Source organism: Rheinheimera pacifica (assembly GCF_900108485.1).
Lineage (GTDB): Bacteria > Pseudomonadota > Gammaproteobacteria > Enterobacterales > Alteromonadaceae > Alishewanella > Alishewanella pacifica.
The window spans coordinates 1-16688 of sequence record NZ_FNXF01000029.1 but is presented as its reverse complement, the minus strand read 5'-3'; the positions used below and the strand labels follow the sequence as shown (position 1 = coordinate 16688).

The following is a 16688-nucleotide window of genomic DNA, read 5'->3' as shown; positions in this document are numbered from 1 at the left end:
ATAAAAAAAGCCCCTTACGGGGCCTTTTCACATCTTAGCTATTACGCCAGGATTTTTGATACTACACCCGCACCTACTGTACGGCCGCCTTCACGGATAGCGAAGCGTAAACCTTCGTCCATCGCGATTGGGCAAATCAGCTCTACAACAAACTTCAGGTTGTCGCCTGGCATTACCATCTCTACGCCTTCTGGCAATTCTACTGCACCAGTTACGTCTGTAGTACGGAAGTAGAACTGTGGACGGTAGCCTTTGAAGAATGGCGTATGACGACCACCTTCTTCTTTTGACAGTACGTACACTTCGCCTTCAAACTTAGTGTGTGGCTTGATTGAACCTGGCTTCGCCAGTACCTGACCACGCTCTACGTCTTCACGCTTAGTACCACGTAACAAGGCACCAATGTTCTCGCCTGCACGACCTTCGTCTAACAGCTTACGGAACATTTCTACACCTGTACAGGTAGTCGCTACTGTATCTTTGATACCTACGATTTCTACTGTCTCGCCTACTTTTACGATACCTTGCTCTACACGGCCTGTTACTACAGTACCACGGCCAGCAATTGAGAATACGTCTTCGATTGGCATGATGAATGGCTTGTCAATCGCACGTACCGGCTCTGGGATATAGGTGTCTAACGCTTCGCCTAATTCCAGGATTTTCTTTTCCCACTCTGCATCGCCTTCCAGGCCTTTCAGCGCTGAACCACGGATTACAGGCAAGTCGTCACCCGGGAAGTCGTAGTCTGAAAGAAGCTCACGCACTTCCATTTCTACCAGCTCTAACAGCTCTTCGTCATCTACCATGTCACATTTGTTCATGAATACGATGATGTATGGTACGCCTACCTGACGTGATAACAGGATGTGCTCACGGGTTTGTGGCATTGGGCCGTCTGTCGCTGCTACTACCAGAATAGCGCCGTCCATCTGCGCCGCACCGGTAATCATGTTCTTAACATAGTCGGCGTGACCTGGGCAGTCTACGTGGGCGTAGTGACGGCTTGGTGTATCGTATTCAACGTGTGATGTGTTGATTGTGATACCACGGGCCTTTTCTTCCGGCGCTTTGTCAATCTGGTCGAATGCAAATGCCTGACCGCCGTAGTGCTTTGCCAGTACGTTTGTGATTGCTGCAGTTAAAGTAGTTTTACCGTGGTCAACGTGACCAATTGTGCCTACGTTTACGTGCGGTTTATTACGTTCAAATTTAGCCTTAGCCATGAATAGACCCTTCTTTATTTAATTGCGGCCTGCTTTGCAGGCCAAACTAAGTTATTAATATGCTTTACGCGCAGCGATAATTGCTTCTGTAACGTTGTTAGGAGCTTCAGCATACTTCAATGGTTCCATTGAGTATGAAGCGCGACCCTGACTTAACGAACGCATGTTGGTTGCATAACCAAACATTTCAGATAGCGGCACATGCGCATCAACGATTTTGATACCACCAGGTGCATCTTCCATGCCGTTGATAATACCGCGGCGACGGTTTAAGTCACCAACAATATCACCCATGAAGTCTTCCGGCGTTACCACCTCAACTTTCATAATTGGCTCAAGGATAACCGGCTTGGCTTGCAGTGCACCCTTTTTGAAGCCCATTGAAGCAGCGATTTTAAACGCCATTTCGTTTGAGTCAACATCGTGGTACGAACCGTCAAACACAGTAACTTTAACGTCAATTACCGGGTAGCCAGCAAGAACGCCGTTCTTCATCTGTTCCTGAATACCTTTATCAATAGCAGGAATGTACTCTTTTGGAATAACACCACCCACTACAGCATTCACGAACGTATAACCGGCACCTTCTTCCTGCGGCTCAATTTTCAGCCAACAGTGACCAAACTGACCACGACCACCAGACTGACGTACGAACTTACCTTCAACTTCAGTGGCACCACGCAGTGTTTCACGGTAAGAAACCTGGGGTTTACCCACGTTGGCTTCTACCTTGAACTCACGACGCATACGGTCAACAATGATGTCCAGGTGCAGTTCACCCATACCAGAAATAATCGTCTGGCCGGTTTCTTCATCAGTATGTACACGGAAGGACGGATCTTCAGCAGCCAGCTTACCCAGCGCGATACCCATCTTTTCCTGATCAGCTTTGGTTTTCGGTTCCACCGCAACAGATATTACCGGTTCTGGGAACTCCATGCGCTCCAGAGTGATAATATGGTCTGGTGAACACAAGGTATCACCTGTTGTTACGTCTTTGAAACCGATACCGGCAGCGATGTCGCCGGCACGTACTTCTTTAATTTCCTGACGGTTGTTGGCGTGCATTTGCACGACACGACCAATACGCTCTTTCTTCATTTTTACCGGGTTGTATACAGTGTCACCTGTACTGATAACACCAGAATACACACGGAAAAATGTCAGCGTACCCACGAAGGGATCAGTAGCAATTTTAAACGCCAGTGCTGCGAAGGGTTCGTCGTCACTTGAATGACGCTCACCTTCAGACTCGTCTTCATTGATACCGGTAATAGCTTTAACTTCTGTAGGAGAAGGCAAGTACTCAATTACCGCATCCAGAACAGCCTGAACACCTTTGTTTTTAAAAGCAGAGCCGCACAGAACTAAAACTGCATCATTACGCAATGTTAATGTGCGCAGTGCAGCCTTAATTTCGTCTTCAGTGAACTCGTCACCCTCTAAATAGCGTTCCATCATGTCTTCGCTAGCTTCTGCCGCGGCCTCAATCAGGTTAAGACGCCATTGCTGACACTCTTCTAACATGTCGGCAGGGATCTCTTCATAAGTAAAAGTCATACCCTGGTCTTCCATATTCCAGTTTATGGCTTTCATCTTAATCAGGTCGACAACACCCGCGAAATCGTCTTCAGCCCCAATAGGTAGCTGAATTGGTACGATAGTACTGTTCAGACGTGTCTGTGCCTGCTTAACAACGCGTAAGAAGTTGGCACCGGTGCGGTCCATTTTATTAACGAAGATCAACCGCGGCACTTCATACTTATTGGCCTGACGCCAAACTGTTTCTGTTTGCGGTTGAACCCCAGAGGAACCACACAGCACAACTACAGCACCATCTAACACCCGAAGCGAACGTTCAACTTCAATCGTGAAGTCAACGTGGCCCGGTGTATCGATGATGTTTACACGATGCTGCTCAAACTGAGCGTTCATACCTGCCCAAAACGTAGTAGTCGCAGCTGAGGTGATAGTAATACCACGCTCCTGCTCCTGCTCCATCCAGTCCATGGTGGCTGCACCATCATGGACTTCACCGATCTTATGCGACAGACCAGTATAGAACAGCACCCGCTCAGTAGTTGTGGTTTTACCCGCATCTACGTGAGCACAGATACCAATGTTACGGTAGCGTTCTATTGGGGTTGTACGTGCCACAATAATATCCTCTTGTTAAGACAGGCTTACCAACGGAAATGGGCGAACGCTTTGTTAGCTTCGGCCATACGGTGCACGTCTTCACGTTTTTTCACTGCAGAACCTTTATTGTCAACGGCATCCAGCATTTCACCAGCTAAACGCTGAGCCATTGATTTTTCACCACGTTTACGGGCAGCTTCAACCAACCAACGCATTGCCAGAGCATTACGACGTACCGGACGAACTTCACATGGTACCTGGTAGGTAGAACCACCTACGCGGCGTGATTTAACTTCGACCGTTGGACGAATGTTGTCCAGTGCTACTTCAAATATGTCTAAATGTTCTTTCTTAGACTTGGTAGCAGCTAACTCTAATGCGCCGTATACAATTGATTCGGCTGTAGATTTTTTACCGTCGACCATAACGACGTTTACAAACTTGGCAAGTAATTCACTTCCGAATTTAGGATCTGGAAGAATTTTACGTTGACCTATGACGCGTCTTCTTGGCATTCGTAACTCCGATTGCTTCAGGTGATTCCAAAACTTTTAATACATTAAAGAAAAAAAGTTGTTTAGTTTGGCCTTACTAACGGAGTACCGTTATTTCTTAGGCCGTTTTGCACCGTACTTAGAACGGGCTTGTTTACGATCTTTAACGCCAGCACAGTCTAATGTGCCGCGTACGGTGTGGTAACGCACACCTGGCAGGTCTTTTACCCGGCCACCGCGAATAAGCACAACACTGTGCTCTTGCAGGTTATGGCCTTCACCACCAATGTAAGAAGAAACTTCGAATCCGTTGGTTAAACGAACACGGCATACTTTACGTAATGCTGAGTTTGGCTTCTTAGGTGTAGTGGTGTATACACGGGTACAAACACCACGCTTCTGCGGGCAAGCTTCAAGCGCCGGAACGGTGCTCTTGGCTACCTTCTGGCTGCGCGGCTTACGCACTAGCTGGTTGATTGTTGCCATTAAATACTCCTGGTTAATATATACCCAATAAACGTGAAAATTCCGCACCCCAAAATCAGGGTCGCGGAATTCTAATGGTCAAGCTTTGACCTGTCAAGGAACAAAGCCAATTGCTGCTAATTTAGCCAGCAATCAGCCCTGTTTCCCTGCTTTTAGTTGTCGTTGCCAGACAAATCCATGTTAAGCGCGTCAGACAAGGCTTGCTCTGCCGTCTCTGCACTCATTGCCGGTTCAACAACTTCGCCACTGCCAGCGCGTTGACGTAGACGGGCACGGTTTTGGTGATACGCAAAACCGGTACCTGCCGGGATCAAACGGCCAACAATTACGTTTTCTTTCAGACCGCGCAGTTCATCAATCTTACCGCCTACGGCGGCTTCAGTCAGAACGCGTGTGGTCTCCTGGAACGACGCCGCCGAAATGAACGAGTCAGTCGACAGTGACGCCTTGGTAATACCCAGTAATGAGCGCTCATACTGCGCTGGCATTTTACCGGCCGCTTCCAATTCGCGGTTAGCGATATTGACGCGGGCCACTTCAGCCATTTCGCCTTCGAGGAACTCACTGTCACCCGGGCTGGTAATTAAGCACTTACGCAGCATCTGCCGGATAATCGTCTCGATGTGTTTATCGTTGATCTTAACGCCCTGCAGACGGTAAACGTCCTGTACTTCGTTCACAATATAGCTGGCCACATGGTGGACACCACGTAAACGCAGGATATCGTGCGCAGACTCAGGTCCTTCAGAGATAACTTCGCCTTTTTCAATGCGCTCACCTTCGAACACATTAACCTGACGCCATTTCTGGATCATCTCTTCATGTACATCACCCTGCTCAGGCGTGATTAACAAGCGACGTTTGCCTTTAGTTTCTTTACCGAAGCTGATAACACCAGAGATCTCGGCCAGAATGGCTGGATCTTTTGGTTTACGCGCTTCGAACAAGTCAGCAACGCGTGGCAGACCACCGGTGATGTCGCGTGTTTTCGAGCTTTCCTGCGGAATACGAGCCAATACTTCACCGGCTTTTACCGTAGCACCATCGGTTACTTCGATAGTGGTAAAGCTTGGTAAACGGATTTCCTGCAGCGCGCCGTCATCCATAGTCAGAATAAGTTTTGGCTCTTTGGCGTTCGCCTTGGCCAAATCTTTCACCACGGTACGGGTTAAGCCGGTCAACTCATCCTGTTGTACTTCAGTGTTGGTATCATCCACATCGCTGTGGTTAACTTTGGCACCGCGCTCAACAATAATTGGGTGTGAATGCGGATCCCAGTTTGCTACGATTTGGCCGGCAGTGATCTTGGCATTGTCGTCTGTCGTCAGGATTGAACCATACGGCAGCTTATAACGCTCTTTCTCACGGCCTAATTCGTCAAATACGGTAACTTCAGCAGAACGTGAGGTGATAACAATTTTGTTATCCGCATTACGCACAAACTTGGCATTTTGCAGTTTTAAGGTACCGGCTGTTTTAACCTGTACACTGTTCTCTGCTGACGCCCGTGATGCCGCACCACCGATGTGGAAAGTACGCATCGTTAACTGGGTACCCGGTTCACCGATTGACTGAGCAGCAATAACACCTACTGCTTCACCGGCGTTGATCAGGTGACCACGAGCTAAATCACGGCCATAACATTTGGCACACACACCAAAATCTGTTTTACAGGTAATTACCGAACGTACGTGTACTTCGTCAATTGAGTTTTGCTCTAAGGCATCACACAGTTGCTCATCTAACATGGTGCCGTCGGCTACTAATACTGCACCTGTTGTTGGTGATACCACATCACCAATAACTACCCGGCCCAGTACGCGCTCACGCAGACCTTCTACCACGTCACCACCTTCAATCAGCGGTTTCATGATAATGCCTTGATCTGAACCACAGTCGCGCTCTGTCACAACTAAGTCTTGCGCTACGTCTACCAGACGGCGGGTCAGGTAACCGGAGTTAGCAGTTTTCAATGCCGTATCGGCCAAACCTTTACGCGCACCGTGAGTAGAGATGAAGTATTGCAGTACGCTTAAGCCTTCACGGAAGTTCGCCGTAATCGGCGTTTCGATGATAGAGCCGTCCGGTTTTGCCATCAGACCACGCATCGCTGCCAGCTGACGGATCTGCGCCGGTGAACCCCGGGCGCCGGAGTCGGCCATCATATATACCGAGTTGAATGACTGTTGCTGTACGGTATTACCGTCGCGGTCAACCACGTTTTCTTTTGACAGGTTGTCCATCATCGCTTTGGACAACACTTCGTTCGCTGTTGACCAGATATCGATAACTTTGTTGTACTTTTCACCGGCAGTAACCAGACCTTGTTGGAACTGGTCCTGAATTTCAGCAACTTCGGCTTCTGCCGCGTCGATGATTTCAGTTTTTGCATCCGGAATAACCATATCGTTAATACCAACCGATACGCCTGATAACATAGCGTAATGGAAACCGGTATACATGATTTGGTCGGCCAGAATAACGGTCTTTTTCAGACCGATACGACGGTAAGCACCGTTTAATAAGCGTGAAATCTGTTTCTTACCCATAGCCTGGTTGATTGAATCAAAGGCTAAGCCTTCCGGCAGGATAGAATACAGAATGGCACGGCCAACAGTGGTGTCACGTACTGCTGTGGTTTCCGTACGGCTGCCATCTTCGGCAAATTCCACTTCGGTAATACGCACTTTTACTTTGGCATGCAGGCTGGCACAGTCAGCACGGAAGGCTTTTTCAGCTTCTTTCGCACTCTTGAACATCATGCCTTCGCCTTTGGCGTTAATCGCCTCACGCGTCATGTAATACAAACCTAACACAACGTCCTGTGAAGGAACGATGATAGGCTCGCCGTTAGCAGGTGACAGTACGTTGTTAGTTGACATCATCAGCGCACGGGCTTCTAACTGCGCTTCAATCGTCAACGGTACGTGAACGGCCATTTGGTCACCGTCGAAGTCGGCGTTATAAGCAGCACACACCAGTGGGTGTAACTGAATGGCTTTACCTTCGATCAGTACCGGTTCAAACGCCTGAATACCTAAACGGTGCAGGGTTGGTGCACGGTTTAACAGTACCGGGTGTTCGCGGATCACTTCGTCCAACACGTCCCATACTGCGCCTTCTTCGCGCTCAACCATCTTTTTAGCCGCTTTAATAGTAGTGGCTAAACCGCGGGCTTCTAACTTGCCGTAGATAAATGGCTTGAATAACTCTAACGCCATTTTCTTTGGTAAACCGCACTGATGCAGACGTAAAGTAGGACCTACGGTAATAACAGAACGGCCTGAGTAGTCAACACGCTTACCTAACAAGTTCTGACGGAAACGACCTTGTTTACCTTTGATCATATCGGCCAAAGATTTCAGTGGGCGCTTGTTAGAACCGGTAATAGCACGACCACGACGGCCGTTATCTAATAACGCATCTACCGCTTCCTGTAACATACGCTTTTCGTTACGTACGATAATGTCAGGTGCAGACAAATCTAACAGACGTTTCAGACGGTTATTACGGTTGATCACGCGACGGTATAAGTCGTTCAGATCTGAAGTAGCAAAACGGCCACCGTCCAGTGGTACCAGCGGACGTAAATCCGGTGGCAGTACCGGCAGTACTGTCATAATCATCCACTCAGGCTTGTTGCCAGAAGTGTGGAAGGCTTCCATCAGTTTCAGACGCTTGCTGATTTTCTTGCGCTTGGTTTCTGAGTTGATCGTTGGCAGCTCTTCACGCATTTGCTTGATTTCTGTTGCCAGCTCAATGCCTTTTAAGATGTCCAGAATTGCTTCGGCACCCATTTTGGCTTCAAACTCATCGCCATGCTCTTCCAGCACGTCGAGGTATTCTTCTTCGGTCAGCATCTGACGGCGTTCTAACGACGTCATACCTGGCTCGGTGACCACATAGCTTTCGAAATACAGCACGCGCTCGATATCACGCAGTGTCATATCCAGCAGCAAACCAATACGGCTTGGCAGTGATTTTAAGAACCAAATGTGTGCTGTCGGGCTGGCCAGTTCAATATGGCCCATGCGCTCGCGGCGTACCTTGGTTAAGGTTACTTCAACGCCACATTTTTCACAGATCACACCACGGTGCTTTAAGCGCTTGTACTTACCGCACAAACACTCGTAATCTTTTACCGGGCCAAAAATACGGGCGCAGAATAAACCATCACGCTCGGGTTTAAAGGTACGGTAGTTGATCGTTTCTGGCTTTTTCACTTCACCAAAGGACCATGAACGGATCATGTCCGGCGAAGATAAACCGATACGGATAACATCAAACTCTTCGGTTTTAGTTTGTTGTTTCAGAAACTTTAATAAGTCTTTCACCTTAGCTCTCCTGTAAGAGGTAAACCGGAATGGGGCAGAAAACTGCCCCCCAACTTAACGTCGGTTTATTCCTCTTCCAATTCGATGTTAATACCGAGCGAACGGATCTCTTTCATTAGTACGTTGAAAGATTCTGGCATGCCAGGTTCCATTCTGTGGTCACCGTCAACGATGTTTTTATACATCTTGGTACGGCCGTTAACGTCGTCCGACTTAACGGTAAGCATTTCCTGCAGCGTATACGCTGCGCCGTATGCTTCCAGTGCCCACACTTCCATCTCACCGAAACGCTGACCACCAAACTGAGCTTTACCACCCAGCGGCTGTTGCGTTACTAAGCTGTAAGAACCGGTAGAACGCGCATGCATCTTATCGTCTACTAAGTGGTTCAGTTTCAGCATGTACATGTAACCTACGGTAACCTTACGCTCGAAGGTATTACCGGTACGGCCATCATACAGCGTGATTTGACCGCTTGACGGTAAGTCACCCAGCTCAAGCAATTGCTTGATTTCGCTTTCTTTCGCGCCGTCGAATACCGGTGTTGCCACAGGTAAGCCTTTACGCAGATTTTGTGCTAAACGACGAATTTCATCATCGGTAAAGCTTTCGATATCCACGTTCTGGCGTGATTCACCCAGTGCGTACACCTTGGTCAGGAAGTCACGGATTTCTGCCGTTTCTTTGTGCTCTTTGATCATCGCATCAATTTTGTCGCCGATACCACGGGCCGCTAAGCCTAAGTGTGTTTCCAAAATCTGACCAATGTTCATCCGTGACGGTACGCCCAGCGGGTTCAGCACGATATCAACCGGCTTGCCGTGTTCGTCGTATGGCATATCTTCTACCGGAACTATGGTAGAGATAACACCTTTGTTACCGTGACGGCCGGCCATTTTATCACCCGGCTGGATGCGGCGTTTTACCGCCAGATACACTTTAACAATCTTCAGTACGCCTGGTGCCAAATCATCACCCTGGATGATCTTACGACGCTTGGCTTCGAACTTCTTATCGTACTCAATACGAATTTCTTCGTACTGGGTGGCCAATTGCTCCAGGTCGTTTTGCTTGTCTTCGTCGCTTAAGCTCTGATTAAACAGCGCATCACCTTTCATCGTATCCAGCTTGGCACGGTCAACACCGCTTTGCTCCAGCAGGTTACGGGCACGGTCGAAAATACCGGCCTCCAGGATACGGAATTCTTCATTCAGGTCTTTCTTCGCCTGTTTGACTTCCATTTCCTCGATTTCACGGGCGCGTTTGTCTTTCTCTACGCCATCACGGGTAAATACCTGCACATCAATAACAGTACCTGTTACTGAGTTTGGTACCCGCAGCGAGGTATCTTTTACATCAGACGCTTTTTCACCGAAGATAGCACGTAACAGTTTTTCTTCCGGCGTTAACTGGCTTTCGCCTTTAGGCGTAACCTTACCTACCAGAATGTCGCCACCTTTCACTTCAGCACCAATGTAAACGATACCGGCTTCGTCCAGCTTAGACAGCGCAGACTCACCCACGTTTGGAATATCACCGGTGATTTCTTCAGGCCCAAGCTTGGTATCGCGGGCGATACAGCTTAACTCCTGAATGTGAATAGTGGTTAAACGATCTTCCTGTACCAGACGCTCTGATAACAAAATCGAATCTTCGAAGTTGTAACCGTTCCACGGCATAAATGCCACGCGCAGGTTTTGGCCTAATGCCAGTTCACCTAAATCGGTAGATGGGCCGTCTGCCAGTACGTCGCCACGTTCAATTGGCTCGCCATGGTTTACGCAAGGACGCTGGTTAATACAGGTGTTCTGGTTAGAACGGGTGTATTTGGTCAGGTTGTAGATGTCGATACCGGCTTCACCGGCCACCATTTCATCTTCATTTACCTTGATCACGATACGGCTGGCATCAACGTAGTCAATCACACCGCCACGTTTGGCAACAACAGTAACACCAGAGTCTTTTGCTACCACGCGCTCAATACCGGTACCTACCAGCGGCTTATCAGCACGCAGCGTTGGGACGGCCTGACGTTGCATGTTCGAGCCCATCAGTGCCCGGTTAGCATCATCGTGTTCCAGGAACGGAATTAACGCCGCAGCAACCGATACGATCTGCTGTGGTGCAACATCCATATACTGTACTTTGTCAGCCGGCATCAGAGTGAATTCGTTCTTGTAACGACAAGGTACTAATTCTTCTGATAAACGGTTTTCTGCGTTCAGTTCAGCGTTGGCCTGAGCGATAACAAAGTTGCCTTCCTCAATGGCTGACAGGAAATCGACTTCGTCGGTAACCACACCGTCTTCCAAACGACGGTACGGCGTTTCAAGGAAGCCATACTCGTTAGTCTGGGCAAACATAGACAGTGAGTTAATCAGACCGATGTTCGGACCTTCAGGCGTTTCGATTGGACATACGCGACCATAGTGGGTCGGGTGTACGTCACGTACTTCGAAACCGGCACGCTCACGCGTTAAACCGCCCGGGCCTAAAGCAGAAATACGACGCTTGTGCGTCACTTCTGATAACGGGTTGTTCTGATCCATAAACTGTGACAGCTGGCTTGAGCCAAAGAACTCTTTCACCGCAGCTGAAATTGGCTTGGCGTTGATCAGATCCTGTGGCATTACCGCATCTAAATCGCCCAGTGACAAACGCTCTTTCACCGCACGTTCAACACGTACTAAACCAACACGGAATTGGTTTTCCGCCATTTCGCCAACAGAACGGATACGGCGGTTACCTAAGTGGTCGATATCGTCCACTTCGCCTTTACCGTTACGGATGTCGATTAATACTTTCATTACCGCCAGAATGTCTTCTTTGCTCAGTACGCCGGTACCGACGCCTTCTTCAAAGTTAACCCGACGGTTGAACTTCATCCGGCCAACCGTGGATAAATCATAACGGTCTTCAGAGAAGAACAGGTTTTCAAATAAGGTTTCAGCCGCATCACGCGTTGGTGGTTCACCAGGGCGCATCATACGATAAATTTCTACCAGCGCTTCCATACGGTTGCTGCTTGGGTCAATACGAATGGTTTCAGAAACGTAAGAGCCCTGATCCAAGTCGTTGATATACAGAGTTTCAAAACTCTCGTAACCGGCTTTCGCCAGTTTTGCTAACAGCTCCAGTGTGAGCTCTGCGTTCGCCTCGGCAATAATCTCTCCGGTTGAACGGTCAGCGTAATTTTTTGCCAGCACACGGCCTACCACATACTCGTGTGGTACTTCCATCATGGTCATGCCGGTTTTTTCCAGCTGACGCACGTGGCGTGCAGTAATACGACGGCCTTGTTCTACTATGACTTCGCCATCGTTGTCTTTGATATCAAAACCGGCTGTTTCACCGCGTAAGCGGTTGGCCACTACAGCCATCATTAACTTGCCGTCTTTAATTTCAAATTGAGTGCTTTCAAAGAAAGTGCTCAGAATATCTTCGGTGCTGAATTCCAGTGCGCGCAGCAGAATGGTAGCCGGTAATTTACGGCGACGGTCAATCCGCACAAACAGGTTATCTTTGGCATCGAATTCGAAATCTAACCAGGAACCACGGTAAGGAATAACGCGGGCGTTATACAGTACCTTGCCTGAAGAGTGCGTTTTGCCACGGTCGTGATCGAAGAACACACCCGGGCTACGGTGTAACTGAGAAACGATAACGCGCTCAGTACCGTTAATTACAAAGGTACCGTTTTCGGTCATCAACGGGATTTCACCCATGTAGACTTCTTGTTCACGGATATCTTTGATTGTGCCTGGTGCTTCTTTATCGAATAACACCATACGCAGTTTTACGCGTAAAGGAGCTGAGTAAGTAACACCGCGAATTTGACATTCTTTTACGTCAAATACGGGTTCCCCGATGCGGTAGCTGACGTACTGCAATTCCGCACTGCCTGAATAGCTTTTAATAGGGAATACAGAGCGGAATGCGGCTTCTAAACCGTAATCTCCTTCCGGATCAGGCTCGATAAATTTGCTGAACGACTCGATTTGAATCGACAACAGGTATGGCACATCCAATACTTCCGGACGTTTGCCGAAGTCCTTACGGATACGTTTCTTCTCAGAATAAGAGTAAGTCATGGGGTTCCTCAGCTTGCTGATTTTTTTCCCAACAACCCGTTACAGGTTGCTTTGATACCAGCCATAGTATCAACAGGGGTGGGGAAATCATTGTCCCACAGCGCAAAAAGGCCGGTGATTAATTCATCACCAGCCCAGCCTGAATTTCAGGCGAATAACCCGGTATAAGCCGGATTATTTAACTTCAACAGATGCACCAGCTTCTTCAAGTTCTTTCTTCAGAGCTTCTGCTTCTGCTTTTGAAACGCCTTCTTTGATTGGAGCTGGAGCGCTCTCAACCAGGTCTTTCGCTTCTTTCAGACCTAAACCGGTTGCGCCACGTACTGCTTTGATAACAGCAACTTTGTTCGCACCAATACCAGCCAGAATTACGTTGAATTCAGTTTGCTCTTCAGCAGCAGCAGCAGGACCTGCAGCAACAGCTACAGCAGCAGCTGCAGACACACCGAATTTTTCTTCCATTGCAGTTACTAACTCAACTACATCCATTACAGACATTGCTGCGATAGCATCTAAGATTTGATCTTTAGTCACTGACATTGCTCAGATTCCTAAATTAGGGGCCTTGGCCCGAATTAAACTCTGTATCAAACCAAGCGTAAAATTACGCGGCTTGCTCTTGTTTTTGGTCGCGAACCGCGGCAATTGTACGTACAAGTTTGCCGGCTGCTGCCTCTTTCATAGTGCTCATTAAGCGTGCAATAGCTTCGTCGTAAGTTGGTAACGATGCTAACACCTCAATGTTTACCGTGGCGCCATTAAACGCTGCACCTTTCAGCTCGAAGTCTTTGTTCTCTTTCGCGAAATCTTTGAAGATACGCGCTGCAGCACCTGGGTGCTCTTTAGAGAACGCAATTAACGTCGGGCCTACGAATACATCGTTCAGACACTCAAACTCGGTGCCTTCTACTGCACGGCGAACCAGCGTGTTACGGACAACTTTCATCCATACACCGGCTTCACGCGCTTGCTTACGCAGCGCAGTGATTTTGCCTACAGTGACACCACGAGCGTCTGCGACTACCGCAGATAAAGCACCTTTGGCAGCTTCCTGGACTTCAGCAACAAGTGCTTTTTTGTCTTCAAGCTTAATAGCCATTGGCTTTTAACTCCTGGTTCATCCGGGCATTATTGCCCGTTTGCCTACACATCGCTTTAAGTTGCCATAAAGCGCGCGATTTACGGTGAGACCAGAAAGAATCAATTCTTCTGGGGCCTGCACCGTCTGCGTAGGTTGTGAATTTTAAGTCATTCATTTCAAAAGAAAATCCTGACACCTACGGTCTTGGACGGAAGCCGCTATTTTCGAAAAAATACGGCTCCTACCCTAAAAATGAGCGCGCGATTATAAAATAATCACGCTGCTCTGTAAAGCACTACGCCTTAAACCACTGCGCTCAGTGACGCCTGGCTCAGAGTTAAACCTGCACCATGGGTAGAAGAAATAGTCACTTTCTTGATGAAAATACCTTTTGCCACTGAAGGCTTGGCACGCTTTAACGCGATCAGTAAGGCTTCTAAGTTTTCTTTTAACTTGTCAGCATCAAAATCGATTTTGCCGATAGTAGAATGGATAATACCATTCTTGTCGTTGCGGTAACGCACCTGACCCGCTTTAGCGTTCTTAACCGCTTCAGCTACGTTAGGGGTAACAGTACCGGTTTTTGGGTTAGGCATTAAACCACGTGGGCCTAAGATCTGACCTAACATACCCACAACGCGCATAGCGTCTGGTGATGCGATAACCACGTCAAAATCCATTACGCCTTTCTTAACCTGTTCAGCTAAGTCTTCCATACCAACGATGTCAGCACCGGCAGCTTTAGCAGCTTCAGCGTTAGCGCCCTGGGTAAACACGGCAACGCGAACAGTACGGCCAGTACCGTGAGGCAGTACAGTAGCACCACGTACGTTCTGATCAGATTTACGGGCATCAATGCCCAGATTTACAGCAACATCAACGCTTTCCAGAAATTTGCCAGCTGTTAATTCTTTTAACAGAGCAACTGCTTCGTTGATATCGTATTCGCGGGTTGCATCCACTTTAGAGCGGATTAACTTAGCGCGTTTAGTTAATTTAGCCATCTGTTAGCCCTCCACCACTAAACCCATTGAACGGGCAGTACCTTCAATAGTACGCACCGCAGCGGCATGATCTGCAGCAGTTAAATCTGGCTGCTTGACCTTAACAATCTCATCAACCTGAGCTGCTGTGATTTTGCCAACTTTCTGGGTATTAGGACGACCTGAACCACCTTTTAAACCAGCTGCTTTCAATAACAGGAAAGATGCTGGAGGAGTGCGGGTTTCGAACGTGAAAGAACGATCGCTATATACAGTAATTACTACCGGGATTGGCATACCTTTCTCAAGGCTTTCTGTACGGGCGTTAAAACCTTTACAGAATTCCATGATGTTTACACCATGTTGACCCAGCGCCGGACCTACCGGTGGCGACGGGTTAGCCATACCGGCTTTAACCTGCAGTTTAATAAGTGCAGTGACTTTCTTTGCCATGTTTCACCTCTGTTCTGGGTCGTAGCCTTGTAAATGCGAGGACACTTACTCAAACGGCTTCCCAATGTTAAAAAGGGCGCAGATTATATTTTAATCAGCGCCCGGTTACAATGTTTATCTTTACGCTTTTTCGACCTGGGCGAATTCCAGGTCTACCGGAGTAGAACGGCCGAAGATCAATACTGATACTTTTACGCGGCTTTTTTCGTAATCTACTTCTTCTACCACGCCATTGAAATCGGCAAACGGGCCTTCGGTAACGCGCACCACTTCGCCGGTCTCAAACAGGGTTTTCGGCTTCGGCTTGTCAATATTATCCTGTAAACGATTCAGGATAGTCATGGCTTCTTTTTCAGAAATCGGCGCCGGGCGATCTGAAGTACCACCAATAAAACCTAATACACGCGGCACGCTTTTAACTAAGTGCCAGGCTTCTTCGCACATTTCCATCTGTACCAGCACATAGCCAGGGAAGAACTTGCGCTCAGACTTACGCTTCTGGCCGGCACGCATTTCAATCACTTCTTCGGTAGGCACCAGCACTTCACCAAATTTATCTTCCATCTGATGAATTTTGATATGTTCACGCAGTGAGGTAGCAACCCGTTGCTCGAAACCTGAGAATGCCTGCACCACATACCAACGCATTTTTCCAGCCATGGTTTAGATCCCCAATCCTGTTAAAAAAGACACAACGCGCAATAAGATGGCGTCTAAACCCCACAGGATTAACCCCATGATCACTGTAGCCACTAACACTACAAGCGTCGTTTGCATGGTTTCCTGCCGGGTTGGCCAAACCACTTTACGTACTTCGGTACGTGCTTCTTTAGCGAAGTTTATAAAGGTTTTGCCTTTTTGCGTTTGCCCTGCGACTACGCCGGCAATAATTACTAACACTACAATAGTAATTGCACGCTCTAATGCAGACAGCTCGTATATGTAGTTACCTACCACTGCCAGTGACAAAATAACAAAGACCAGCAACCACTTGATTACATCAAATCCGCTTTTTGGGGTTTCACTTGCTGCGTTCATGCTTTGACTCACTTCACCTTGACTTGCTTATAGCAACACACTACCGGCAGAGCTTATGCTGTGCCGAAAAATATTGGCAGGGGCAGAGGGATTCGAACCCCCAACCATCGGTTTTGGAGACCGCTGTTCTACCAATTGGAACTATGCCCCTACAAGGTTGTAAACCAGACATATCGCCGGGTTTTCAAATAGCCGCTCATTATACTGTCTTAGCGTGCTAAAACAAGCTTAGTGTCTCTTATTGCGTTATTTTTAAATACACAATGGAATAAAAAAAGCCCCTTACGGGGCCTTTTCACATCTTAGCTATTACGCCAGGATTTTTGATACTACACCCGCACCTACTGTACGGCCGCCTTCACG

Annotated in this window: 13 protein-coding genes and 1 tRNA gene; all 14 read right to left on the bottom strand. The window is 48.0% G+C overall.

Going from position 1 to position 16688, the window contains the following annotated elements:
- Nucleotides 1-41: 41 nt before the first annotated feature.
- Nucleotides 42-1226, bottom strand: a complete 1185-nt coding sequence (tuf, locus tag BLW68_RS20400; RefSeq protein WP_092796972.1) for an elongation factor Tu — start codon at nt 1224-1226, stop codon at nt 42-44.
- Between the two features lie 54 nt (nt 1227-1280).
- Nucleotides 1281-3383, bottom strand: coding sequence for an elongation factor G (gene fusA / locus BLW68_RS20395; RefSeq protein WP_092797090.1), 2103 nt, complete (start codon nt 3381-3383; stop codon nt 1281-1283).
- A 26-nt stretch (nt 3384-3409) separates the two neighbouring features.
- Nucleotides 3410-3880, bottom strand: a complete 471-nt coding sequence (rpsG, locus tag BLW68_RS20390; RefSeq protein ID WP_027672433.1) for a 30S ribosomal protein S7 — start codon at nt 3878-3880, stop codon at nt 3410-3412.
- Nucleotides 3881-3970: 90 nt separating this feature from the next.
- Nucleotides 3971-4345, bottom strand: a complete 375-nt coding sequence (gene rpsL / locus BLW68_RS20385; RefSeq protein ID WP_019677787.1) for a 30S ribosomal protein S12 — start codon at nt 4343-4345, stop codon at nt 3971-3973.
- 152 nt (nt 4346-4497) lie between these two features.
- The gene (gene rpoC / locus BLW68_RS20380) at nt 4498-8679 is read right to left on the bottom strand and encodes a DNA-directed RNA polymerase subunit beta' (RefSeq protein WP_092797088.1); all 4182 of its coding nucleotides are present in this window, start codon (nt 8677-8679) and stop codon (nt 4498-4500) included.
- Nucleotides 8680-8744: 65 nt separating this feature from the next.
- The gene (rpoB, locus tag BLW68_RS20375) at nt 8745-12770 is read right to left on the bottom strand and encodes a DNA-directed RNA polymerase subunit beta (RefSeq protein ID WP_092797086.1); all 4026 of its coding nucleotides are present in this window, start codon (nt 12768-12770) and stop codon (nt 8745-8747) included.
- Nucleotides 12771-12944: 174 nt separating this feature from the next.
- Nucleotides 12945-13310: a 50S ribosomal protein L7/L12 gene (rplL, locus tag BLW68_RS20370; protein WP_068231325.1), complete on the bottom strand. Its 366-nt coding sequence runs from the start codon at nt 13308-13310 to the stop codon at nt 12945-12947.
- A gap of 64 nt (nt 13311-13374) precedes the next feature.
- Nucleotides 13375-13869: a 50S ribosomal protein L10 gene (gene rplJ, locus BLW68_RS20365; RefSeq protein ID WP_068231322.1), complete on the bottom strand. Its 495-nt coding sequence runs from the start codon at nt 13867-13869 to the stop codon at nt 13375-13377.
- Nucleotides 13859-14026: a hypothetical protein gene (locus BLW68_RS21200; RefSeq protein ID WP_177172309.1), complete on the bottom strand. Its 168-nt coding sequence runs from the start codon at nt 14024-14026 to the stop codon at nt 13859-13861. Before BLW68_RS21200 ends, rplJ begins: the two co-directional genes overlap by 11 nt.
- Nucleotides 14027-14153: 127 nt before the next feature.
- A complete protein-coding gene (gene rplA / locus BLW68_RS20360; RefSeq protein ID WP_068231319.1) occupies nt 14154-14855 on the bottom strand; it encodes a 50S ribosomal protein L1 in 702 nt (233 codons plus the stop codon).
- A gap of 3 nt (nt 14856-14858) precedes the next feature.
- Nucleotides 14859-15287, bottom strand: a complete 429-nt coding sequence (rplK, locus tag BLW68_RS20355) for a 50S ribosomal protein L11 (RefSeq protein WP_068231316.1) — start codon at nt 15285-15287, stop codon at nt 14859-14861.
- A gap of 120 nt (nt 15288-15407) precedes the next feature.
- Nucleotides 15408-15935 (bottom strand): transcription termination/antitermination protein NusG, encoded by a 528-nt coding sequence (gene nusG / locus BLW68_RS20350; protein WP_068231313.1) that lies wholly within the window; start codon nt 15933-15935, stop codon nt 15408-15410.
- Between the two features lie 15 nt (nt 15936-15950).
- Entirely contained in the window at nt 15951-16325 is a 375-nt protein-coding gene (gene secE, locus BLW68_RS20345; protein ID WP_092797084.1) for a preprotein translocase subunit SecE, read from the bottom strand.
- 74 nt (nt 16326-16399) lie between these two features.
- Nucleotides 16400-16476: transfer RNA gene (locus BLW68_RS20340), tRNA-Trp, on the bottom strand.
- Between the last annotated feature and the right edge of the window lie 212 nt (nt 16477-16688).